The sequence below is a fragment of the Flavobacterium sp. KY-23415 genome (assembly GCF_055384985.1).
This window is the reverse complement of the sequence record NZ_AP044001.1, coordinates 2575173-2600883: the sequence shown is the minus strand read 5'-3', so window position 1 is coordinate 2600883 and position 25711 is coordinate 2575173. Positions and strand designations below refer to the sequence as shown.

21 protein-coding genes are annotated in these 25711 nt (G+C 31.2%); 7 read left to right on the top strand and 14 right to left on the bottom strand.

Annotated elements, in window-relative coordinates:
* Positions 1–8 precede the first annotated feature (8 nt).
* The 8 genes from ACZ49Z_RS11190 to ACZ49Z_RS11155 all read right to left on the bottom strand — a co-directional run bounded on the left by ACZ49Z_RS11190 (position 9) and on the right by ACZ49Z_RS11155 (position 13710).
* Positions 9–1829 (bottom strand): sodium-dependent transporter, encoded by a 1821-nt coding sequence (locus tag ACZ49Z_RS11190; protein WP_464304406.1) that lies wholly within the window; start codon positions 1827–1829, stop codon positions 9–11.
* 82 nt (positions 1830–1911) lie between these two features.
* Positions 1912–2130 (bottom strand): PspC domain-containing protein, encoded by a 219-nt coding sequence (locus ACZ49Z_RS11185; RefSeq protein WP_464304405.1) that lies wholly within the window; start codon positions 2128–2130, stop codon positions 1912–1914.
* A 28-nt stretch (positions 2131–2158) separates the two neighbouring features.
* A complete protein-coding gene (locus ACZ49Z_RS11180; RefSeq protein WP_464304404.1) occupies positions 2159–3427 on the bottom strand; it encodes a DUF2851 family protein in 1269 nt (422 codons plus the stop codon).
* Between the two features lie 108 nt (positions 3428–3535).
* Positions 3536–4897 (bottom strand): pyridoxal-phosphate dependent enzyme, encoded by a 1362-nt coding sequence (locus ACZ49Z_RS11175; protein WP_464304403.1) that lies wholly within the window; start codon positions 4895–4897, stop codon positions 3536–3538.
* 229 nt (positions 4898–5126) lie between these two features.
* Positions 5127–7061, bottom strand: a complete 1935-nt coding sequence (locus ACZ49Z_RS11170; protein ID WP_464304402.1) for a putative porin — start codon at positions 7059–7061, stop codon at positions 5127–5129.
* A gap of 86 nt (positions 7062–7147) precedes the next feature.
* Positions 7148–8593, bottom strand: a complete 1446-nt coding sequence (locus ACZ49Z_RS11165) for a RagB/SusD family nutrient uptake outer membrane protein (RefSeq protein WP_464304401.1) — start codon at positions 8591–8593, stop codon at positions 7148–7150.
* Between the two features lie 12 nt (positions 8594–8605).
* A complete protein-coding gene (locus ACZ49Z_RS11160) occupies positions 8606–11746 on the bottom strand; it encodes a SusC/RagA family TonB-linked outer membrane protein (RefSeq protein WP_464304400.1) in 3141 nt (1046 codons plus the stop codon).
* Positions 11747–11826: 80 nt separating this feature from the next.
* Positions 11827–13710, bottom strand: coding sequence for a S8 family serine peptidase (locus ACZ49Z_RS11155; RefSeq protein ID WP_464304399.1), 1884 nt, complete (start codon positions 13708–13710; stop codon positions 11827–11829).
* A 115-nt stretch (positions 13711–13825) separates the two neighbouring features.
* Between ACZ49Z_RS11155 and ACZ49Z_RS11150 the strand changes: the two genes are divergently transcribed.
* On the top strand, positions 13826–14485 hold the full coding sequence (locus ACZ49Z_RS11150; RefSeq protein ID WP_464304398.1) for a ribonuclease HII: 660 nt from the start codon (positions 13826–13828) through the stop codon (positions 14483–14485).
* On the opposite strand, the gene lipB is transcribed toward ACZ49Z_RS11150, so the two are convergent.
* The gene (lipB, locus tag ACZ49Z_RS11145; protein WP_464304397.1) at positions 14480–15187 is read right to left on the bottom strand and encodes a lipoyl(octanoyl) transferase LipB; all 708 of its coding nucleotides are present in this window, start codon (positions 15185–15187) and stop codon (positions 14480–14482) included. The two genes, ACZ49Z_RS11150 and lipB, sit on opposite strands and share 6 nt — an antisense overlap.
* 259 nt (positions 15188–15446) lie before the next feature.
* On the opposite strand from lipB, the gene lysS reads away from it, so the two are divergent.
* On the top strand, positions 15447–17144 hold the full coding sequence (lysS, locus tag ACZ49Z_RS11140) for a lysine--tRNA ligase (protein WP_464304396.1): 1698 nt from the start codon (positions 15447–15449) through the stop codon (positions 17142–17144).
* 94 nt (positions 17145–17238) lie between these two features.
* Here lysS and ACZ49Z_RS11135 read toward each other — a convergent pair whose 3' ends face one another.
* From ACZ49Z_RS11135 to ACZ49Z_RS11120, 4 genes are all read right to left on the bottom strand, one after another.
* Positions 17239–18198: a transporter family protein gene (locus tag ACZ49Z_RS11135; RefSeq protein WP_464304395.1), complete on the bottom strand. Its 960-nt coding sequence runs from the start codon at positions 18196–18198 to the stop codon at positions 17239–17241.
* Between the two features lie 4 nt (positions 18199–18202).
* Positions 18203–19246, bottom strand: coding sequence for a cytochrome-c peroxidase (locus tag ACZ49Z_RS11130; RefSeq protein WP_464304394.1), 1044 nt, complete (start codon positions 19244–19246; stop codon positions 18203–18205).
* Positions 19247–19307: 61 nt separating this feature from the next.
* On the bottom strand, positions 19308–20093 hold the full coding sequence (locus ACZ49Z_RS11125; RefSeq protein WP_464304393.1) for an MbnP family protein: 786 nt from the start codon (positions 20091–20093) through the stop codon (positions 19308–19310).
* A gap of 170 nt (positions 20094–20263) precedes the next feature.
* Complete coding sequence (locus tag ACZ49Z_RS11120) at positions 20264–20638, bottom strand: hypothetical protein (RefSeq protein WP_464304392.1); 375 nt, start codon at positions 20636–20638, stop codon at positions 20264–20266.
* 118 nt (positions 20639–20756) lie between these two features.
* Between ACZ49Z_RS11120 and ACZ49Z_RS11115 the strand changes: the two genes are divergently transcribed.
* The 3 genes from ACZ49Z_RS11115 (at position 20757) to ACZ49Z_RS11105 (ending at position 22568) form a co-directional block, all read left to right on the top strand.
* A complete protein-coding gene (locus ACZ49Z_RS11115; protein WP_464304391.1) occupies positions 20757–21200 on the top strand; it encodes a hypothetical protein in 444 nt (147 codons plus the stop codon).
* Positions 21201–21279: 79 nt separating this feature from the next.
* On the top strand, positions 21280–21606 hold the full coding sequence (locus ACZ49Z_RS11110) for a hypothetical protein (RefSeq protein ID WP_464304390.1): 327 nt from the start codon (positions 21280–21282) through the stop codon (positions 21604–21606).
* Between the two features lie 188 nt (positions 21607–21794).
* Positions 21795–22568: a carboxypeptidase-like regulatory domain-containing protein gene (locus ACZ49Z_RS11105; protein WP_464304389.1), complete on the top strand. Its 774-nt coding sequence runs from the start codon at positions 21795–21797 to the stop codon at positions 22566–22568.
* A gap of 12 nt (positions 22569–22580) precedes the next feature.
* Here the strand turns inward: ACZ49Z_RS11105 and ACZ49Z_RS11100 are convergent, their stop codons facing one another.
* Positions 22581–23246, bottom strand: coding sequence for a TrmH family RNA methyltransferase (locus ACZ49Z_RS11100; protein ID WP_464304388.1), 666 nt, complete (start codon positions 23244–23246; stop codon positions 22581–22583).
* 251 nt (positions 23247–23497) lie between these two features.
* On the opposite strand from ACZ49Z_RS11100, the gene purB reads away from it, so the two are divergent.
* Positions 23498–24844 (top strand): adenylosuccinate lyase, encoded by a 1347-nt coding sequence (gene purB, locus ACZ49Z_RS11095; RefSeq protein ID WP_464308065.1) that lies wholly within the window; start codon positions 23498–23500, stop codon positions 24842–24844.
* Positions 24845–25037: 193 nt separating this feature from the next.
* The gene (locus tag ACZ49Z_RS11090) at positions 25038–25706 is read left to right on the top strand and encodes a hypothetical protein (protein ID WP_464304387.1); all 669 of its coding nucleotides are present in this window, start codon (positions 25038–25040) and stop codon (positions 25704–25706) included.
* Positions 25707–25711 lie beyond the last annotated feature (5 nt).

Genomic DNA, 25711 nt, shown 5'->3' with positions numbered 1-25711 from the left:
ATTAAAGATTATAATGTTGCTCTTCCTTCTTTTACTCTTTTCTTATATGCAAAATACACGATTAAACATATCAAAGCAAACAGTGAAAACAACAGCATTCTACCTATGAATTTATATAATGTATTATTCGTAAAATCTCCTGTAGCAATAACATCGTTCGGCTTTACTACATCTCCTTTTTCAACAATTACCACTTGGTTTTTATCAGCTTTAAAGCTGTATTCTTTATAATTAGTAAATGTAACTATTTTTACAGTTTCTGTTTCTCTATCAAACACTTTCTTTGTATCTTCAAAAGAAAACTTAACTGAATTTACCCCTACTTCTTCAACAGTCCCTGCTTTCAACCCTTCGGAATCAAAGTTTTCAGCATGAAACTCATTACTAAACCACTCTTTATTATTAGTATCACTATCTTTCACTTTTTCTATCCAATCTGGAACGCTTGACACTAAGACGCATGCTAATAATAATGGCGTTACAATTAAAATAATATATTTATAAAAACCTGGAATTTTAATATCTGCTCCACTATTAATTTCTGCCCAACCTTTCTTAATTCCAAAAATATAGGAAAACAAGACGGTTTCTAAAAATGCAAAAACTACTAAACTCACTGTTCCTGCCCAATAATCATATTGATCGAACAATCCTTCTTTGTAGAAAATTACAGTTGGAAGCCCCATTATTAATACCAGTCCTCCAAACGACCATGCACCTTTATTTTTAGACCAATTAAATTCATCTTTCATGAATCCCATCCAAGGAGTTCCCATAGCTAAAGAAGAAGTAATTCCTGCAAAAAACAATAGACCAAACCAACATACACCAGCTACAATAGCCAAGGCACTTCCCCATTGTTGAAACAAATAAGGCATTGTTTGGAAAGCCATACCAAACCCAGCGTTTTGGATTACCCAATCCAATCCTAAATAACCTGCTGCAATTGGCACTACAATTAAACTTCCTAGAACAACTTCTACGAATTCATTCATAAAACCAGCAGATACAGCGTTTAATGCAATATCATCTTTAGATTTTAAGTAAGCTGCATAGCAATGAATTGTTCCCATACCTACAGAAAGTGTGAAGAAAATTTGTCCTGCTGCTGCCAACCATACTTTCGGATTTGTTAAAGAATCAAACTGTGGAGTCCACAAAAAGTTTAATCCATCCCAAGCATTTGCATCTGGAAAAATATCTGAAGCACCTGTTGTACCAAGTGTTAAACCTCTAATTGCGAGTATCACACCAAATGTTATCAACAATGGCATACCTATTTTTGCCACTTTTTCTATACCTCCTAAACCTTTAGATAAAATGAATGTGTTTAAAAGCAAACAAATTATATAAAAAATTACTGCTTCATAAGGAATACCAGTAGTTGTTTCTGAAATATTAGTATAGGATTCAAAAAATCCTGCGACTTGTGCCTGACTCATGTTGTTAAAAGTTCCAACAACTGAATGATAAACATAAGACATTGTCCATGATTCTATATAACAATAATATGCAGCAACTGCAATATTTGTAAAAATCCCGAAAACACCAATGTATTTCCACAATCTTCCTTTTGCCATAGAATCTAAAATATAAGGTGTACTATGATTACCTGATCGACCACCAAAACGCCCTGAGGACCATTCTATAAATAATAATGGTATCCCCATTACTAAGAAACATATTAAATATGGAATTATAAAAGCTCCACCTCCATTTTGAACTGCTTGAACGGGAAAGCGAAGAAAATTACCTAGTCCAACAGCATTTCCAGCCATTGCCAAGATGAGTCCTACCCTAGAACCCCAAGATTCTGTTTTTGTTGACATATTAATTTATTGGTTGTTAATTTCCCAAAGATAAGAAAACTATCGAAAAAACAAAGAAAAGTTAATACATTGAAATTCAACATTACAAATCAAAAACAGAAGATCGTTTTGTGTAAATCATGTCTTTCAACTTCAAAAGAAAAGCAAGTGTCAAATAAACTCCAAAGCCCAAGCCTGCAGTCACAAATGATATGTAAATAAAAAACAATCTCACATTGGTAGCTCTCATTCCAAGTTTATCTGCTAATCTAGAAGCAACAAAAAAACCATGTTTATCGAAAAAATGAAGTATTCTATACATTTCTATATCTTATTATTTTCAAAAATAATTAATTTTTCATTAAGCTTATCCCAATTGCACAATTTAAACATTTATTTTTATCACAGTATTCATTTTTCAATTGTATTAAACTTTGTGAATCGAAAGCATTTTCTATATTCAAACTCATTCTTTTAAATGTTTTTATTATTGTGTTTGATTCTGGTTGAATTTCTTTTGATAATTCTATAAGTTCTTCAAAATTTTCATTTCCAAGAAAATTAGCATACATAAATTTTAAAGGCATAATAGTATTTAGAATTATTAAATCGACGAAAGATTTTGATATCTTTTTTGTTTTAAAAGTACTTTCTTTATCCAAATTGTAATGATAATCCCAATAACTTGAAGCATTAACCGTAAATAAAGTATATATATCTTCCACAGTTTTCGCTTCAATACATTTAAAAAAAAGGTTCTCCTTTAGGTGATACAACATTGCTAATTGAGACAGGCGAATCGTTGGAAAATTATCTGGTCTAAGCTTAAAAAACTGGACATTTTGTAAAGGTTTTCTATCCAATCCATACTTAGATTTTAAGTACTCCCAATTCTTTTTTAAATTATTACAATGCTCTTCTTGAAATTCTGAATGTAATAAATTTGCCATTCCGAAAAGGATTGCTTCTAAATTTTCAATTTTGTCTTTTTCTTTCCTTATTATAGAGAAAGGAATATTTTGAGCTATTTCGAGAAAACATTCTCCATTAATATTTAATCCAAAATTTTTAGCTAATAAACAAAAAAGGGTTGCTTCCCAATCGTTCTTTGTTTCGTGTAGTAATTTAGAAATAAATTCAGCTTTTCGCTCTAATCTTTCCAAAAACAACCTTTCTTTCCAATTAGACCATTTAAAACTATCCACTTGATGAATTTGATTTTCACAATTTATCCATCTCTTCGTTTTAAATAAACTTAAGTATTTATTGACTTCGGAATGTTTTAAATAGCGCTTTAATTCTAGAACAGGTATTTCTGTATTGTTACTTCTATAGATTTCAATGTCATGTTCCCAAACTACATGTAAAATCACATTGTTATAATTTGAATCTTTTTCATGATTATGCAAATACCAATCTGAAGATTTAACATGAATTTCTATATTCCCAGCCCATTTTTGATTTGCAATTATGAGTTGTGCATTAAAAAAATCTGGACCTGCTTTTTGCAAGTATTCTCCGAAATTTAAAATTTCAATTTTTTCGTTTTTTGTAGTAAACAATTGGGTTACATCAAGTTTTTTATGCAACCAAACATGGTGTAAAAAATCTTCTTTCATTTTATGGCTTGTAATAATTAATTGGCTTATAATAGAATACAAATATATACAAAAAAACAAAAGTCATAACTTAGGGTGTTACGACTTTTGTTAAAAAAATGTTTTTTTTTATTTTATAGAACTAATCACATCGTGTTTTGTAATAATATGGTGTTTGCCATTTTCTAATTCTACCAACACTGCTTGATTATCTTTCGTTATTAATTTAGAAATATCTTCTAATGAAGCTGTTGATTTAACAACTGGATATGGTTTCCCCATAATATCTTTTATAGGTTTTTCTGCGATATTTTTATCCTCAACATAACTTCTAAATAAGTCTGTTTCATCGATACTACCTACAAAACCAGAAGTGTCTATTACAGGTATCTGAGAGATTTTGTATTTTTTTAATCTTTCAATTGCATGAGAAACTAACTCTTCAGTCCTAACAACAATTAATGGTTTGTCTTGATGATCTTTGATCAAATCTACTGCTTTAGCAACTTCTTCGTCTAAAAACCCTCTTTCACGCATCCAGTCATCATTAAACATTTTACCAACATATCTACTCCCTGAATCATGAAATAAAACTACTACTACGTCGTCTGGTTTAAAGTTATCTTTTAATTGCAATAGTCCTTTTATTGCAGCACCAGCAGAATTCCCCACAAAAATACCTTCTTCTAAGGCTAATTTTCTAGTATAAACTGCCGCATCTTTATCTGTTACTTTTGTAAAACCATCTATTAAAGAGAAATCTACATTTTTAGGTAAAATATCTTCCCCAATTCCTTCTGTGATATAAGAATAGATTTCATTTTCATCGAAAATACCTGTTTCATGATATTTTTTAAAAACAGATCCATAGGTGTCTATCCCCCACACTTTTACATTAGGATTCTTTTCTTTTAGGTATTTCGCAACACCTGAGATAGTCCCTCCTGTACCAACACCAACTACAAAATGTGTAATCTTTCCTTCTGTTTGTTCCCAAAGCTCAGGACCTGTTTGTTCATAATGAGCGAGTGCATTACTCGGATTATCGTATTGATTAACATACCAAGAGTTTTCGGTTTCTTCAGCTAATCGTTTAGAGACAGAGTAATAAGATCTTGGATCTGTAGGCTCTACATCTGTAGGACAAACAACTACTCTTGCACCAACAGCGCGAAGAATATCCATTTTTTCTTTAGATTGTTTGTCTGAAATTACACAAATTAACTTATATCCTTTAACAATTGCGGCTAAAGCGAGACCCATTCCTGTATTTCCAGAAGTTCCTTCAATAATTGTACCACCAGGCTTTAATCTTCCATCTGCTTCAGCATCTTCAATCATTTTAACAGCCATTCTGTCTTTTACAGAATTACCTGGATTAAATGTTTCTACTTTTGCTAAGACTAAGCTATCTATATCTTTAGTCAACTTATTTATTTTCACTAAAGGTGTATTCCCAATAGTTTCCAATATGTTTTTTGCGTATTTCATTTTATAAATCAGAATTTAAAAATCAGAATATTAAGTGCAAAGATAGGTTGAATATTATGAATACAAAAAAGAAAATAAACAACTCTATACACCAAATGGAAGTAGTCCCTTTCAGAACTTGTTTCAGAAACTATAACGAACAACAAGTACATGAATAGCCGAAAGGCTCTTACAATCGTTTCAAATAATTACCTATTTATTTTATGTTACTTTTTTGAAGAAAATAGAATTATTTAAAAAAGTTCCAAACGATTCCAAAACGAACAATAAAATCTCTATAAGGATAGTTAGGAGCTGCATAAAAATTATAGCCTGTCATTGACGAATTAAAATGTTCCGCTTTTAAAAAAAGTCTAGCCTGCTTCACTTTAGCATTCACAAAAAAATCTATTAAAGGAAAGCCACCAATTTTTCGTTCGCTTTGTGTGTAAAATTCGCCCAATAAGGGGTTGTAATCATTGGCATGATATGCTGTAAAATAATTAAAAATTATTCCCGTTTGAAGAAACATAGCTTTTTTAAATACATATTCAGAAAAATAAAATGAATTCCTTGTTACAATTTGAGGAACATTTAATTTTTTATCTGAGTTTTCAACATTTTGATATAAAATTGTATTGTCTAAGGCGAATTTCCAAAACTTAATCTCTTTTGAAGCTTTTACAGACGCATAGGTGATTGTTTTATCAAGTTGAAACGGTTTGACATTTAAGTATGTAATATCGTTTGTAGTATTGTCAAAATATAAGAAATCATCCAGAATAACATACTTAGCTTGCAAATTCAACCATTTAGAAGTTGCTGAAAGACGCAATTCATTTCTTTTTTCGTTCCTAAAATTATTATACCAATTATATTCAATATAATTACTTTGATATAATGTGTAATTTAAATTAGGAAGCGTATTAATTTTTTGATACGCAAATTCAAAATTATAATTTTCATTTAGCTTATAAGATAAAGAAGCTTGAATATTGGAAATAGATTGCTTAGTTATTGAATTCGAAACCAAAACATCAAGATTGAATTTATTGAATTTATAGTCCAAATTACCTCCAATAGATGTAATTCTATCATTAATGGAATTAGGCACAGCAATATTCCCTACGTTATCAAAGACGATACTTTTATAGAAATAGTTATAATTATTATCTTCTAGATATACTGAAATATCACCATATTTTGTTGTTGTAAATCCTAATCCTAATTTATTATAAAAATGATTGTATCTTGTTTTGTTATTAATAGTACCAGAAATTGAATGACCAAATCTATCATTTGCCGTTTTCTGATTGAAATTAAAAAATTTATATTCATGATTAAATTGATGTAGAAGTACAAAACTATTTGCATTGTCTTTACTTAGCTTGAATAAATGATCTATTAAAAATCTATTCCCTTTTAACAATGAAGTAGCATCATTAAAATAAACATCTAAACGTTCTCTTTGATTATAAGGTTGTTCACTTGATTCAAATAAATCTACATCTTTTATCCCTCCATTTTCTTGATTGGAAATATCCTGCCCAGTGAAATGTGCATTCAAATAATAACGTTTATTATTAGTAAAATAACTTGTAGTAAACCTAAAATTACCAGAACTAGAAATGTTATTTATGTATTTCCCATTGGAGCGAATTCCTTTATAGGCAATAGAAAAATTAAGATTTGGTTTTGTGTTTACCGTTAGAAAAGCATCTACTGATTGTCCTTGCTCCATTACTGTTTTGAAATAAAGATCAGACATTGGCGTTGGCACATTATAGTACTTAATATCATCTATCTCTAAATAATTAAAATGCTTCCCTGAAAATCCCATTACGGGATTTATACTTTTTTTTAGCAAACCAAAATCTAAGGTATTAAAAGTATGCCCTTCATTTGCAAATGGAAGTAAGCCAAAAAGATCTTTTCTTAATAAATTGTATTTATATTCTTTAGCAATAGACAAAGTAGTATCTAAAAAAGTAGTGTCTTTATCTAGTGTATAAATCTTATAGAGATGTATTGGAGGCTTTTCTTCTTTTTTCTTAGAAGAAAAAACTCTATTACTCTTTTCAATTGAAGAACCTAATGTTTCATTATTTTGTTTGGCATTGTTATTTGTTTGAGAAAAAATAAAATTCCAAAAGAATACTAAGAATAAAATAAGCGATTTTTTCATTACATCATAAATATGAGCAAATGTAATGAGAATTTAGGGAATAAAAAAAGACCTACATTTCTGTAGGTCTTAAATATTTAATAAAATTAATCCACTGGATTTTGGTCTTCTGGACCAATATTAGGATTTAAATCAATCTCTCTTTGAGGTATTAAGAAATTCCATTTGTTTGAAGTAGCTGGAATAACACCATTAACAGCATACCCTACCACTGCACGTGTAGCATTACCTACTCTTTGCATTGATTTTTGATGTCTCTTCATATCAAAGAAATCAGTTCCAATTTCTCCATACAATTCTTTTCTTCTCTCCACTAATACTTCTTCAATGAAAGCATTCAAGTCTGCAGCAGTTGACAAAACAGCATCTGGATTTCTAAGCAATTGAAAAGCTAACAAATCTTGCTTCGCTCCCGCTAAATCAGCATGTGCTTTAGCTTCAATCTCAATTAACTTCATTTCAGAAGCTCTCATACAAACGATATTACCCGTCAAATCAGACAAGTCTCTAAATTTTCTTGTTCTGTACATTTTACCAGAAGCTAATGACTGCCCCGTAGTAACAATTAGTGCTCTGCGAATGTCATTTGCACCAAACAAATCGTAAAATGCAGAATTCACATAAATATCTTTATATCCTGCAGTACGTTCATGATCGATGAATGAATAGAAAGAAGCAAATCCCCAATTTTCATTAGCATTGAAAGGGAATCCCCATAACCATTCACCATTATTGTAATCATTAAATCCTGCCGCATATTCAGTATTACTCATTAAAGGAAAACCAACCTGAGCATCAGCTGCCATTTGTTGCGCTCTTGCATAATCTTGTTTTTCCAAAGCAACTCTTGCAAATACCCCTTTAGCTACATTAATATTAACTCTATACTTTGGCCCATATCTTTCAGTAGTTAATAAAGAAATCGCTTCGTTCAAATCTGAATAAATTTGATCATAAACTCCTTGAACAGTACCTCTTGGTTTTGGTTCAGCATCAGATATTGATAAATCTAAAGGAACACCAGGAAGATTAGGGTTTTTAGCATAAGTAAACTGATAAGAACGAATCAAATTATAATAAGCTAAAGCTCTCATTGTTAATGCCTGACCTCTATAAGAATCCAATTGTTCTTGAGCCATTCCACTAGGATTAGTATCAATGATATACATCAGATTGTTAGCATTACCTATCAGGGTATAACACATATTCCAAATATAATTTGTTCTTCTAGCATTTGGAATCACTACTACATCCCATCTATGTTCGAAAATATACCAGTTAAAATCTGGAACTTGTAAATCTCTACCCATTACATCGGCTCCTAAATCAAATGCTTTAGACATTCCAACATCATGAGAACCACCATAAAAATCTCTATAAGCACCATACATACCTACTAATGCTAATTCAGGAGTAATTTCTGAAATTTCATTTGTTGGTTTTGGTTCTTCTAAATAACTTTCTACATCACATGAAATTAGCACAATACAAGCTAATCCTAATGTGAAAAATCTATTAATATACTTTTTCATTTTTTTCTTTTTTTAAAGTTTAACATTAATACCAAAAGTTAATGTCTTTAATATCGTTGACCCATCATTAGTTTGTCCATCATAAGACTGCTCAGGATCATCGATTCTATCTTCTTTTTTCCAAGTAAAATAATTATCAGCAGTAACATATAAACGCATAGAAGCTATATTCGCTTTATCTAATATTTTTCTATCTAAAGAATATCCTAAAGACATTGTTCTTAAACGGATATAATCACCTTTTTGTAACCATCTTGTTGACAAAGAATTTGATTGATCATTGTCCAATGACAATAAAGGTACATCTGTAACATCACCAGGTTGTTCCCAAGCATCATAAATATCTGGGTGTAATTGTGTTCCAGGATTAGAACCGTGGAAACCATGCATTAGACCAGCATAATCTGAGTTGTAGATATAATTACCAAAACGATAAGCCATCACTATGTTTAAATCAAAGTTTTTATATTTAAACATGTTAGCAAAACGTCCATCAAAATCAGGTAATGCAGATTTCCCTGTATAATATCTTGTTGCATTTGCGTAATTTGACGTAGTAGTTCTTTCACCTGTAGGATTACCACTTCCATCAAGAACATCTTGATACCATAAAGGAGCACCAGTTGCTGAATCTACTCCTGCCCATTCTTGTAAATAAAATTCATATCTATCATGACCTGTTTTCCAATTAAATGTCCCTGTTAATAAATCATTCTCTATGTAATCAATATTATTCTTAACTGTTGATATAGAAAAACTTGATGACCAAGAGAAATTATCATTATTAACATTGATAGAGTTAATCTCTAATTCCCAACCTTTGTTTGTCATTTCAGCTGAGTTTACCCATGTAGTTAAACCTAAATTTTCCGAAGGAGCTAGAGGTCTATTATAAATTAAGTCGGTAATTTTATTGTTATATAACTCAAATGAACCATTAATTCTGTTCTTAAAGAAACCAAAATCTAAACCTAAATTCATTTTTTTATGAACCTCCCAAGTCAACTCAGGATTAGGATTTCTACTTGCTGTACTTCCTGACGCCTCTTGAATACCATTTCCTGTACCAAAAGCTCCAAAATATGGGAATAAGAAACTTGAAGTAAAACCAATATCTTCATTTGGCACTAAACCATAACTTGCTCTAATCTTGATTAAATCTAAGTTGTTAATCCCCTCTAAGAAACTTTCATTCGTTGCAGTCCAAGAACCACCCACAGACCAACTGCTTACCCATCTGTTATCTCCAATAAATCTTGAAGAAGCATCACGTCTGAAAGTACCACTGATTGCATATCTTCTATCAAAACTATAATCACCTCTACCAAAATAACTAAACAATCTATTTTGATAAGTAACAGAAGTTGCTGTTGTTGGAGTTGAAGCATTTACTAATTCATCCAATCCTTCAATTGGAAAACCTGTAGCTGCAGCTTGTAATTGATTAAGTGTGTTATTATACAACTCTTGACCTGCTAACAACGATATTTTATGTTTTTCAGCTAAGGTTTTGTTATAAGATAATGTATTAAACCACGTGTAAGTTTGTGTAACATCTCTATCCTTAGTACTTCTACCATTAACCGCTGTTCCAGAACCAAAACGTGGGTCTTGATAAGTATTTGCAGCATAAACATAATAACTATATGAGTACTGAGATTTTAATTTTAAATCTTTAGTAAAACTAATCTCTACAAAAGGAGCAATATCAAAACTGGTTCTATCGTATTTATTTAAATTATTATTTGCAATAAAAAGTGGGCTATAAGGTGCATAAAAACCTCTTGTACCTCCACCATTAGCTCCATCACCCCAGTCATAAATTGGATTACCTTGATTATCTAAAACCAAAGAACCATCAACAACAGAACGTGTATATAAAGGGTAGATGTTAGACACTGAACGTGTAAAAGCTAAATTATTAGCAAATGTATTTCCTGATTGAGCAGGAACATTTGAGAACGAATCTGAAAAACCTCCAACAAAACCTACTTTTAACCACTTTTTAGCTTCTGTTTCAAGATTAAATCTACCACTAACTCTTTTGAATTTCGAATTAAGCATTATTCCATCTTGATCTAAGAAGTTTCCAGAAAGAAAATAATTGGTCTTATCCGTATTTCCGCTATAAGATAAATTCACATCTTGTCTAAAAGCTTTTTGAGTTACAATATCATACCAATCTGTATCATATAATAATTCAGCACCCGCAACTACATTACCATTACTATCTATAGGTTGCGCAACATTAAAAGGATTATACCCCCCTGTTTGACCAATTAAAGTTGTAGAAGCAATATTAGAAGCCGTAGTTTGATCCAAACCTCCATTAACTAAACTATTTCTAGAAGCTTTCCAAATCAATTGCATCATTTGAGTAGCATTTACATAATCATACTCTTTTGTTGCTTTGTCTGAAATACCGAAAGAAGTAGCGAAGTTGAATTGTCCACTTCCATTTTTATTTTTTCCTTTTTTAGTAGTCAATACAATTACCCCTCTTGCTCCTCTGTTACCATAAATAGCAACCGCATCAGCATCTTTAAGTACTGTTTGACTCTCTAAATCGTCAAAATTTATTGTATTCAAATTCCCTTTGTACTCAGCTCCATCTAAAATAATTAGAGGATCTAAATTTCCAGACAAAGAAGCAGGTCCTCTTAAACGGATCGTTGGATTAGAACCGGGTTGACCAGATGTATTAACAACTTGCACACCAGCTACCCCAACTAAAGCTTCTCCAATAGTAGTAACTTTTTGGTCTCCTAAGTCTTCTCTTGAGATTACCGAATAAGATCCAGTAATATCTTCTTTTTTCTTAACTTGGTAACCACTAACTACTACTTCTTGAACTTTTACTACGTCTTCCTCTAAAGCTACGTTAATTGTGTTACTAGCACCTACTTGTACTACCTTAGTTTTATAACCCAGGTAAGTGAAGGTTAATTCATCGCCGACAGTAGCACTAATTTGATAACCACCATCAAAATTAGTAATAACACCTTTTTGCGTTCCTTTTATTGTTACTGACGCACCAGGAAGAGGACCCTGACTATCAGAAACAACTCCAGAAATAGATTTTACCTGCGCAAATGAAACACCGTTCATTAGGAGCACAAATAAAAAACAAATCAATTTAAAATTTAATTTCATAATATTTGTATTTGGTTAATTTTATTATAGCAAACATATCAAAAAAAAAGCAGAATTAAAAAATTCCATGTTAAAAAAAATTATTTTTTAATAATAGTTTTCATTTTTGAATTTTCTCCATCTGATATTTTTAACATATATGCCCCTTTTTCAAAATCTGTCATATCTACAGAAATTGTATTTTCAAAATTTCCTTTTATCTCTTTAATTTTTCTTCCTGTCATATCATAAAAACATAAAGACTTTACTATTAAATCTTTAACACTAATCTTCAAATAGTCATTTACTGGATTTGGGAAAACAGAAATAGCAGCACTATCAAAACTTTGACTACTCAAAGTAGAGTTAATACCTGAAACCACTAATGAATATTGCTGACTACCTCCTTGTAAAGATCCTTTATGAGAAATTTGAATTTGATAGGTTCCCGACGGGTTATTCACCTCAATCTTTTCAACATTATCTTTATTATTAAGAGATTGCAAAACAACATTCCCGTTAAATAACACCCAAGGATATGTAGCAGTACCATTTTTCACCACTTTAATATCTAAATCATTAACTAACTTTATAGTTGCGTTATCATTAGTTCCATCTGATGGTGTTCCTGCAGGGTCCGTCCATGCCATAGTCACAACTAAAGGAGCAGATCCATCTGCTGTTACATCCATTGTATAAGTTGATTGATCATTCAAATTAAACTCTCTTATTATTGCTCCATTAACCGTTTGACCTACAGAATTCTTTGAAATTAGCTGCGCAGCTCTTTCTGAATTCATTAGTCCCCATCCAAATTTAAAATCCGGTCCAGCCGCTGTTCCTGCCTCGTCAGCAGAATGAATCAACAAAGCTCTTAATGTAGCTGACCTCATAAAATTTCCGTTTAACTGATTGTAATATTGCTGCAGCAACAATAACGAAGACGTTATCCCAGGTGCCGCCATAGATGTACCACTTAAAACAGAATATTCATCATCTGCTCCTGAAGTAGTAGAAAGTACCCCTACTCCTTTAGCACAAATATCTGGCTTAATCCTTCTATCATCAGTTGGTCCCCAATTACTAAAATCACTCATAACCACAGAACTTGGCCCTGTATAGTTATCTACTTGATTAACCGCACCCACTACTAAAACGTTTTTAGAAACACCAGCTCTCGTTAACAAATCGCCTCCATTTTTTGTTGGATTTAATGTTTGATAACTATCTCTATCATTACCCGCGGCAAAAACTACCTGATAATAAGGTGCGTTATACATTATATTATCCCAAGATGCTGAAGTGCTTGTATAGGCTCCAAATTGCCATAAATCAAGATCTTCTGCAATAGCCCCATAGGAATGATTAGACAACAGTAATCCTTCTGTAGCTTGAGTAGTAGCTTCTGACAAATCGTTACCCCACGTATTTGCCCAAAGCGTTGATTGATACGCAATACCTCTTTTAGTTAACCCTCCAAAACCGGACCCCATCATGGTTCCTGAAACATGTGCTGCATGAATTGCTCCTTGGGTGTTATCTGAAAAAATCTCTCCATCTTTTTGAACAACGCGACCAACTAAATCTTGATGAGTAGCTCTAATTGCTCCACCATCCCAAATACCAACAATCATGTTTTGACCATTAAGATCTAAACCTAACGAACCTCCACTATTCAATCTATTAGCTTTAGTTGTTATTGCCGCTCCAGCATTTGTGGTTTTATAGTACACTGGGCGATCACCTTCAAAATACATCAACTCAGCAAAAAAACCTTTTTCATCAACATAGGTTAATGGCAGATTCATACTTTTTGCCTTTTGAATAGCTTCCTCTTTACCTTTTAAATACAACTCATTGTATTTAAAACTTAATTCATTTAATTTTTTTAAATCATAATCTTTAACAATTTGATTCCTTTCTTCTCTTGTCTGTCCAAAGACCGACAAGCTGGCAAATAATAACAGTAATACTTTTTTATTCATAAAAATAATTTTGAACAAAAATAACCAATTAAAAGATAATTTATACAAATATTATATCCTTAAGATGCTTTAAACAGAAATTAGTTGCGTTAAAATTATATTTTTGCAATAAAAAATGTTAATTAATCGCTATACAAAGTTCGAATTTGAATGTGGTACTGACGAAGCTGGCAGAGGTTGTCTTGCTGGACCAGTTACAGCCGCTGCCGTCATACTACCTATTGATTTTAAATCGGATTCACTTAACGATTCCAAACAATTGTCTGAAACCAAAAGACATTTGCTTAGACCCGAAATCGAAAAAAATGCAATCTCTTTTTCTTTTACACATATTCATAATAAAGAAATTGATGAAATAAATATTCTGAATGCTTCTATGAAAGCCATGCAAGAGTGCGTTTTAAAATTAAACCAAAAACCAGAATATATAATTGTAGATGGTAATAGTGCTATTTTCTCTAAACTAGGCTTAAAAAACAACGAAGGTAAAATTTTTACATTAGAAGAAATTGAAACACTAAAATCAATCCCAAATAAGAGCATCATTAAGGGCGATGCAAAATATTTAAGTATTGCAGCGGCTTCTGTTTTAGCAAAAACATATAGAGATGAATATATGGACAAAATCCATGAAGAGTTCCCAATGTATAACTGGAAACAAAACAAAGGCTACCCAACAAAGGAACACCGTGAAGCCATAAAAAAATATGGCACCACAAAATACCACCGAATGAGTTTTAGATTATTACCCGATCAATTAAAATTGGATTTATAACGAAACAAATTCTGCTTCAAACAAATCTGACAAATGTTTTATTATTTTTTCTTTCACTTGCTCTTCATCTACATACCTGTTTAATTCCGCATGCATTGAGGTAACCGCCTTTCCTTTTATTCCGCAAGGAATAATATTATCGAAATAACCTAAATCTGCATTTACATTTAATGCAAAGCCATGCATCGTCACCCAACGACTGGCACGAACTCCCATGGCACAAATTTTCCTTGCGAATGGAGTTCCAACATCCAACCAAACTCCAGTTTCTCCTTCGCTTCGTGTTGCTTGAATGTTATATTCTCCTAAGGTTAAAATAATAGCTTCTTCTAAAAAACGTAAATATTTATGAATATCGGTAAAGAAATTTTCCAAATCTAATATAGGATACCCTACAATTTGACCCGGACCATGATAGGTAATATCTCCTCCTCTATTTATTTTGTAAAACGTAGCCCCTTTTGCTTCTAATTGTTTTTCCGAAAGCAATAGATTGGACAAATCTCCACTTTTTCCTAACGTATAAACATGTGGATGCTCTACAAAAAGAAAATAATTAGATGTTTCTAGATTCGCATCTTCTCTACGGTTTACTACCTTAGTATCTACAATTCCTTTAAAAAGCTCTTCTTGATAATCCCAAGTAGCTTTATAATCTTTATTCCCTAAATCTTGTAGCTGAATTTTTTTATTTTGGATCACAAATAGTGTATTGAATATTAATAATGCAAATATACAAAATAGTAAACTGATAGCCCTGACAGAAACGATATCCTTTCATTGCGATTAAAAAAAAATGTATTTAGATTGCTTCATTCCTCGCAATGAAAGATAAAGTGCATGGCAGGAAAATGGTTTACTTGAGATGTCTTTTGCTTTCGCTTCAAAATAACTACAAAAGATTGCTGAATACATTGCAATGCCTTATCTTTGCAAACTTAAATACAATTTATTAATAATTATGCAACTTTCAGAACAAGAAATCATTAGAAGAGACAAGCTTAAAGCTTTGCGTGACCTTGGTATTAATCCTTATCCTGCAGATTTATTTCCTGTAAATCACACATCGAAACAGATAAAGGAAAAGTTCGAAGAAAGTAAACGCGTTATTGTTGCTGGAAGATTGATGAGTGTTCGTGATCAAGGTAAAGCTGCTTTTGCCGAATTACAAGACGGTGAAGGAAGAATTCAGCTGTATTTAAACAGAGATGCTATTTGTCCAGATGAAGACAAAACACTTTACAATCAAGTTTTTAAAAAATTAACTGACTTAGGTGACTTTGTAGGCGTTGAAGGTGAATTATTCACTACAAAAGTGGGTGCAAAATGTATTCGTGTGGATAAATTTACTTTTTTAAGTAAAACATTACGCCCTTTACCATTACCTAAAACAGATGTTGAAGGAAAAACATATGATGCCTTTGTTGATGCTGAATTGCGATACAGAATGCGTTACGTAGATTTAGTTGTAAACCCACAAGTGAAAGAAGTTTTTATAAAAAGAACAAAATTATTTAATGCTATGCGTTCGTTTTTTAACGAAGCTGGCTATATAGAAGTTGAAACTCCTGTTTTACAATCTATTCCAGGTGGAGCAGCTGCAAGACCGTTTATTACACACCATAATAGCTTAGACATTCCATTATACATGAGAATTGCAAACGAATTATACTTAAAAAGATTAATCGTTGGTGGTTTTGATGGTGTTTATGAGTTTTCGAAAAACTTCCGTAATGAAGGAATGGACAGAACACATAATCCAGAATTTACAGCAATGGAAATTTATGTAGCCTACAAAGACTACAACTGGATGATGGAATTTACTGAAAATCTTTTAGAGCATTGTGCATTACAAGTAAATGGCACTTCTGATGTGGTTTTTGGTGATAAAGAAGTGAGTTTCAAAGCACCTTATGCTCGCGTAACAATGACTGACGCAATTAAGCAATTTACAGGTTTTGATATTACTGGAAAAACCGAAACAGAATTGTTTGAAGCTGCAAAATCGATGGGCATTGAAGTTGACGAAACTATGGGTAAAGGAAAGTTAATTGATGAAATTTTTGGCGAGAAATGTGAAGGAAATTTTATTCAACCAACTTTCATTACAGATTATCCGAAAGAAATGTCTCCGTTATGTAAGGAACATAGAGACAATCCAAATTTAACAGAACGTTTTGAGTTAATGGTTTGTGGTAAAGAAATTGCGAATGCTTATTCTGAATTAAATGACCCTATTGATCAAAGAGAGCGTTTTGAAAACCAAATGGCTTTAGCGGCAAAAGGTGATGATGAAGCGAATGGAATTATTGACGAAGACTTTTTAAGAGCTTTAGAATATGGAATGCCTCCAACATCTGGTTTAGGAATTGGAATGGATCGATTAATGATGTTCTTAACAAACAATGCATCGATTCAAGAAGTTTTATTTTTCCCACAAATGCGTCCTGAGAAAAAAGGACCTGAATTAACGGAAGATGAAAAACACATTGTCGAAATTCTTAAAGCCAACGAAGGAATTACTATTGGAGATCTAAAAATGAAATCAGAATTAAGTGGTAAAAAATGGGACGCAGCTAGTAAAGGAATTACCAAACATGGTTTAATGAAAATTAAAGTAGATGGTGATGCTAAAATTGCTGAGTTTTTAGGAAAATAATTATACCGAGAAATCATTTTATATATAGCCATTAAGGTATTTAGTTGTATTAAGACGTAACTTAATTTCTAAACACCTTAATGGTTTTTCTTTTTTACAAACTATAATTAAGGTTCACACTCCAACGATAATTTGCTTTCACATTACCTCCAGTAAGATTTTGATTAATAGGTAACATCATATTAGCTCCTAAGGAGAATTTATCTTTCCCTATTTCAAAACCCAATTTACCGAACAAAATATCTCCTGCTGTATTTCTAAGTTTTTGACCATGTTGATAATTATCTTCATATACTTCTCCTGCAATTCCAATTTGTGGTGAAACAACAAACTTTGAAGTTTCATACCAATAAAACAAAATACTTGCATAATTGATTTGATTTCCAAAACGATACTTTTTGTCGTTCTCTGTTTTCACAACATAATTAAACATACTGTTCAAACCAAATTGTTTTCTTTTCACAACATATTCGGTTGCAAAAAGATAATCCCAACTCCCTGTTCCTACTTGAAAACTCGGATTTACTGCACCCGAATTTGCTTCATTAAAATTACCTGTTGGTATTTTCACCCCACCTCCAATTTGCCAAGAATGATTAAAAATAGCACTGTCTTTTTTTGCTTCATATATTTGATACATTCCTAAAACAGTAATATCGCCCAAACCTTCAATTTCTTGGACTCCTATTGCCCTTTCTCTAGAATGAAAATGATATGGAATTAAAACTGATACTTGCACGTTTTTCATCACTGGAATTCTTGCCCAAACCTGAACTGTGTTAAATTTTTCTTGATACCAAAGCGAATTACTATATAAACCATCATTACTTTCATAGGATTGGTTAAAATAGCGAATCCCTACAAAATTAGAATTCAACATCGAAGCAAACCCCATACTTCCGCCACTTGCAGAACAACCACAAGCATCGCAAAAATCATATTTTTCAAAACTCATACGGTGTTTCAAAAAAGGATTTATCACCAAAGTGCTATCTTTTTCATTACTAAAACCGAATTGAAAAATTAGCATTGAAATTATTATTATTCTTTTCATTCTTTTAATATTCTGAAAAACGTCTATCGGTTAAGTACTGATAATCTGTTAGCGTTTTCAAAAAAGCAATAAGTTTTGCTTTTTCTGACGCTGTTAATGGAATTCCTAACGTTCCATTTTCGTTTAAAGAAGCATCTAAAGTTGAAGAATTAACCACTCCTGAACTATAATGATTTAGCACAGCTTCTAAAGTAAAGAAACGTCCATCATGCATGTAGGGTGCGGTTTTTTCAATATTTCTTAAGCTAGGTACTTTAAACCTATATTTATCTTGTTCCAACTCGGTTACTCTGTATCTCCCAACATCATTTATAGCAGGGTTTACGGACAAACCATTATTTCGGAATGAATTATCCGTAAACAAATCGGTTGCATGACAAGAAGCGCATTTTTGATTAAAAATAGCATATCCTTCTAACTCATCTGTAGTCATTGTCCCTCCCACTTCATTTCTTCTATATTTATCAAATCTAGAATTGGACGAAGTTACCATAGCCATAAACTGCCCTAATGCTTTTAGCATATTTTCCGAATTAATTTCTCCATCAGGAAATGCTTGTTGAAACAATTTTGGATATTCCGGATCTGCACGCATCATTGCAATCGCATTAGCAAAATTGCCATTCATTTCAATTTCACTTGTAAAAGGAATAATAGCTTGCAAATCTAAATGCGTTGTTACACCATCCCACATATAAACACTCTGAAAAGCCAAATTTTGTATAGGTGGTGTATTTCGAATTCCTATATTATCTCCAACTCCATGACTAAAAGTATGTCCGTGATGTGTAAATGCATCTTCTTGAATATGACAAAAACCACACGAAACTATCCCGTCTGAAGCCAAACGGCCTTCATAGAACAACTTTTTCCCTAATTCAAAACCTTTTTCAGTCAAAGGGTTATTCGTTAAATCTTGTGAGATCGGAGGAAAATTGCTCGGAATTTGAAAATCAATTGGAATATTTTCATAAGTTTCATCTTGCTTATCACTTGAACAACTAAAAAGTATAAAAAAAACAAGCAATAGTATGTATTTTACTTTCATTTTTTATTTGATTTTTTTTTATAAAAGCTGCCAATAAAAATTAGCAGCTTTTATAGTTATTTTAGTCATTATGCACGTGATGCACTTCGAACATATTTGAAATATTAGCAGTAATTAAAGGCAATTTAGCTCCCCCCATTATTGTGGCTTGTTCCGAAAAATTTATTTTATTAATCCCATCAATTAATTGTGATAAATCAGCCATAATATGCACTTGTGGTGTTATGTTTGTTCTTACCAATGCATTATCTGGAAAGTCTAAAGTCACAGTTGTATAGTTATAATCCGTACCTGTTTTCCCAGTATGCACTTTAAATTGAGCATCTGTAGTTACTGTTGTAGAGGTAAATGTACCTTCAAATGCCACAAACTTATAACCCGCGCTCCAAGACCACATCATTCCCGCATTTTGAGCAGTTGTTAAAAAGTTACCTTGTCCTCCATCACCCAAATTGTATTGTGCTTCATCAACTCCAATTCCAAATTTTACTTTTGTATAATTTCCTGCAGGAATATTTGAAAGTTGCAACAAAGTAGTCTCAGGTGTTAAATCATCAATAATAAAATAGCTCTCACTTTTTGGAACAACATAAGCTGAACCATCAAATCTAATTAACTCAATATTACTTACGATGTATTTTGCTTTCGTTATTTTAATCACTTCCCCATTAGAGTTTGTATAGGCTGTATTTGCAGCGAAATTTGCGTCTTTATATACTTGATCAAATTCTAATTTAATTTTTCCTGTTTGAGAAGTATCTATCACACCATCATCCTCTTTTGAACATGATATTATTACTAAAGTTAAAGCTATTATTGTTATTATATTTTTTAATTGAAATTTCATTTTTTTTTATTTAAAATAATTAATAGAAAGATTGTTGCTTGACAAGAACCAAGCAAATTTTAGACACATCAATGTCATATTAATTCATTATTTCTGAATTAACACTTAAAACAAGTGTAATTAACCTCAAACTTCATACTGAAATTAAACCCTTGTTTTTAAAATAATTATTAAATAAAAATGGGAGGATGAAAAACAGAATAAGATGCAACAGATTCGTACAAATCTTGATAGAAAGTTTTGCTTCCTTTTTCTGAAAAATTAAAATTAAACATAAAGTTTAATTCTTCGATTGAATTACAAAACAACACTTCAATTTCCTGGTGTAAAGTTTGCTTTTTGTCTGAAGAAATTGGTTTTTCAGTTTCAGAAATCTTAGCGAGTTCCTTTGCTAAATGACACTTACCATTACATTTGAGTTCTGGTCTTTTAGTATTCTCACAAAGTTCTGTTGCAATATAGTCATAATTAACAATATAATCCAATACTGGAATAATTGGCTTAACCAACAAAAAAACGGCTAAAATGAATACTGCTTTTTTCACAATGCAAATATACAAATGAGATTATAATTATTTATTGTTTTTCTTTTTTTTAAGCAACATTACATTAAACCCTTTTAGTAAAAAAACATCTAATTATTAAATCTTAAATATTTTAATTATGAAAACAATGAACTTAAAATTTGCAACACTATTAATAATTTTATTTATTAATACTATTAGTTTTTCACAAAAAAAAGAAAGACCAACTGAAAAAATGGATCCTGAAAAAATAGCCGAGCTACGCATTAAGAAAATGACCCTAGAGCTAGACCTAACAGAAAAGCAACAAAAAGAAATTAAACCTTTCCTTTTAAAACAAGCGGAAAAAGTAGCTCTAAAAAAAGAAGAAATAAAAACTCGAAAAGAGAAAAACGAAAAACTAAGTACTGATGAAAGATTTGAAATAAAAAACGAAAGCTTAGATTTTCAAATTGAGATGAAAAACAAACTCAAAGAAACATTAACAACAGAACAGTTTGAAAAATGGGAAAAAACTAAGCAAAAAGCCCATCATAACCGAAAAAAACACAAAAAAAGCAACAAACACATCGAAGAGAATTAATAAAAAATTATACATTTTTTTGGATTAATCAAAAAAAAAAATTAGATTTGGTAGTTATTAATTACAAATACTTTTAAAAATGAAAAAAATATTCGCTTTTGTGGTTTTATTCTTTGCATTTAGTTTCAGCACATTTGCTCAAGAGAATGTAGATCCTGAGTTAGCTAAATTAGCTAAAAGCAACACTAAAGATCTTACTGAATTCCTACAAATAGATGAAACAGCTCAAGCTGATTTTTATAGATTATTCTATTACAAACATAATGAGCTTTCTAAAGCAACAAATGACGAGCGCAAAGCTGTTATTTCGAACACTATTTTAAAAAAAATTGAAGCTTCTTTAAATCCAGATCAGTTAAAAAAATTGAATAATAATAAATCGCTTTTAGAAAAGCTAACACACTAAAAAATCCTGCATCAGCAGGTTTTTTTTTTTTAAAATAAAATTTCAAATTTTATTTTTTTTTGAAACGGTAATTGTTTTCCTATAACAGAATACATACAACAATTGGATTCGTTAATTTTCTTATAAAAAAAAGAAAAAAACAAAAAAAATCTCTTTTTGATTTGTATTTTTGAATCAATAATTACCCCATGAGATATATTACACTTTTTTTATTTCTTTTACTATCAAATTTGACTATAGGTCAAAATGATACTTTGACGACTAAACTTCAAGGAACTGTGATACACAATGAAACTAAATTACCCATAAGTAATGTTCACGTTATTAACACCACTAAAGTGCATGGTACTATTTCTGACGGTAATGGTTTTTTTGAATTAAATGCAAAATTAAACGATACTTTAATGTTTTCCTATTTAGGTTTTGAAACAATAAAAGTAAAAATCACGAATGATTGGGTAAAAAACAAAACTTCAAAAATTGTTCTTACAGAAAAAGCGTATGCTCTTGAGGAAGTTATTATTTCAAAATATAATTTAACTGGATATATGGAAGTCGACACCAAACTTATTCATGTTAACGAAAGCGATTACCGCTACAGTATTTCTGGCTTAGACGCTGGTTATGAAGCTGGTGAAAAATCGCCAGGAGCTGTAACAAAAGTTTTAGGAGCCATTTTTAATCCAGCAGATTTTCTCTATAATGCTTTTGGAAAAAGGCCTAGGCAAATGAGAAAATTAAAAGAAATGAAAAAGGATGATACCGTTAGAAATCTTTTGGCTACAAAATTTGATAGAGAAACACTTGCTGCTCTTTTAGAAATTGACAAAGATGATATTCCACAAATTCTTCAAAATTGTAATTATTCTGAATATTTTATAAAAACAGCTAATGATTTACAGATTCTTGAGGCAATTAGCTCCTGTTATGAAGAATATAAAATTCTGAAGAAAAACAAGTAATGTTTTTTTAATCTACTGTTTATCTTCGTAAAATCTACTTTCAACAAATTCGATATCTTTAATTGTTTTCCTTGTCCAATCTAGTCTTTTTTCCATTATTTCGTCTTCGGAAAGTCTCCAATCTATATTTGAATTACGAAGTCTATTGGTCAAATCTTGAATAATTATAGCTGCTGAAACCGAAATATTTAAACTTTCTGTAAAGCCAACCATTGGAATTTTTAAAAAGCCGTCTGCATTATTCATAACCTCTTCAGAAAGACCTTCTTTTTCTGTTCCAAAAAACAAGGCCGATGGCTTGGCAATATCAAACTCGTGCAAAAAACAAGACTCATTATGTGGTGTTGTTGCTATAATTTGATAACCTTTTTTTCGAAGCTTATCTATACATGCTTTATTACTAGCAAACTCGTTAATATCTACCCATTTTTCTGCGCCTAAGGCAATTTGCTTATCTATTGTCTTACTATTTTTTTGTTCAATTACATTTAATTCTTGAATTCCAAAAACTTCACAGCTACGCATTACAGCACTTGTGTTATGCATTTGATACACATCTTCTACTGCTATTGTAAAATGCCTAGTCCTATTGGCTAAAATATCTAAAAAACGTTGTTTTCTGTTTTCTGAAATAAATCCTTCTAAATATGCTAAAAGTGCTTTGTCGTTAAATCTCATTTTCATTTTTCTTTACAGCAAAGAAACGAAAAAAACTAAAAATAGCCCTGATGGTAACGACATCCTTTTTATTTGTAGTTTACCAACAAATGAAAAGATATAGTGAACAGCAGGAATAGCTCCAAATAATTTATTAAACCAATTAAGCATTTTATCTTTATAAACTTCTACTTATATTTGCATCTTTAAAATTGAAGCTAATCTTTAATTCATTTCTGAATACTATTCAGAACAAACAACACAACAACAAAATGTTACAATTGACCGAACTTAATGCTATTTCTCCCATTGATGGTAGATATAGAAACAAAACAAAAAATTTAGCTCCTTATTTTTCTGAAGAGGCACTTATTAAATATCGTGTTTTGGTTGAAGTAGAATACTTTATTGCTTTATGCGAATTACCTTTGCCTCAACTTTCCGAAGTTAACCCTTCAGTCTTTCCTGCCTTGAGAGAAATGTACACTAATTTTTCGACTGAGGATGCTTTATGGATAAAAGAAACAGAAAAAGTCACAAATCATGATGTTAAAGCCGTTGAATACTTTATTAAAAGTAAATTTGATGCTTTAGGGTTAGAAAAACACAAAGAGTTTATCCATTTTGGATTAACTTCTCAAGATATTAACAACACTGCAATTCCGCTTTCTACAAAAGAAGCGTTTGAAAATGTATATTTACCTTCTTTAATTGCTGTTATTCAAAAATTAAAAGAATTGAGTATTGAATGGAAAGACGTTCCATTACTAGCTAGAACTCACGGTCAACCCGCTTCTCCTACTCGTTTAGGAAAAGAAATTTTAGTTTTTGTTGAGCGTTTAGAAGAACAAATGCGCTTACTTTTTAATGTCCCTTTTGCTGCTAAATTTGGTGGGGCAACTGGAAATTATAACGCTCACAAAGTAGCTTATCCTAACAATGACTGGAAAGCGTTTGGATCTAAATTTGTTGAAAATACTTTAGGACTACACCACTCTTTCCCTACAACTCAGATTGAGCATTACGATCATTTCGCTGCTTTTTTTGATGCTTTGAAGCGCATTAACACCATTTTAATTGATTTAGATAGAGACATTTGGACATATGTTTCTATGGACTATTTCAAGCAAAAAATCAAAGCAGGTGAAATTGGTTCATCGGCAATGCCACACAAAGTAAACCCTATAGATTTTGAAAATAGTGAAGGTAATTTAGGTATTGCTAACGCAATTTTTGAACATCTTTCTGCAAAACTCCCTATTTCTCGTTTACAAAGAGATTTAACAGATAGCACTGTTCTTCGTAATGTTGGTGTTCCTTTTGGACACACTGTTATTGCTTTTGAAGCAACTTTAAAAGGGTTGAATAAATTGCTATTGAATGAGGCTAAATTTGCTGAAGATTTAGAGAAAAATTGGGCAGTGGTTGCAGAAGCTATTCAAACAATTTTGAGACGTGAAGGATATCCAAACCCTTATGAGGCTTTAAAAGAACTAACACGTACTAATACTGTAATTAACAAAGAATCTATCCAAGCTTTTATTGACACTTTAAATGTTTCGGATATTATTAAAGCTGAATTGAAACAAATTACTCCAAGCAATTATTTGGGGATATAATTTTTTGACTAAAGCATTTATCTAATCATAATTGTCGTTGGCTTTGTTTGGCCAACGACAATAAAGTAAAAGAATTATTTGCCTCAAAAAAAACTCTAATTAAAATAACTAGATTATTACAGGCAGTTTTAATTGACTAAATGAATTGAAACAAAAAACATTTGATTTCGTTTAAAAGCCAAAATTATACCGAATGAAATACCTGCTTGACAATATTGATAATCTATCTCAAGAACAAATTCAATCAAAAATAGACAAAGGATCAAAATTCGTCATCTTCAATTATCGAATTAGTCTAGGTCTAGTCTCTTTATTACGCTTTTCTCCTGCGATTTTGGTTCAAAATAAAAATGACTTTAACTATTATAAAAATAAATACAACAGAATAAATTTCCTTTGTGGTCCTTGGTTTTTATTTTCTGGTCCTTATTTAACGTATAAAATTTACAAGCATAATAAAAATGGAGGTATTGATGTTACACAAGACATTTTAATAAACCTAACAGAAAACGCAATAAACAATAAAGAAGTTGAAATTTTATATATCCATTCTGTTTATGATAAAGTTAGTCTTTCAGAAAAGAAAACGATCACTAAAGCTATTCTGAAAACTAAACAAAGAATCATGAATATTGAAGCTTTGTATCTTGGTGTATATGTCAATGTTTCTGGAAACGAAAAACCCTATTACACCATAGGAATACAATCAAAAAAAGAGGATATAACCACCGAAACTGAAATCATTAAAGAACAACTTTACAAATATTTCTATAAACATATCCCTTTTTATTTTGTGAAAATTGGCCATAATGATACTTCAAAACTCATTATTGAACAATGCGAACTAATTTACAAGAATTAACAAGT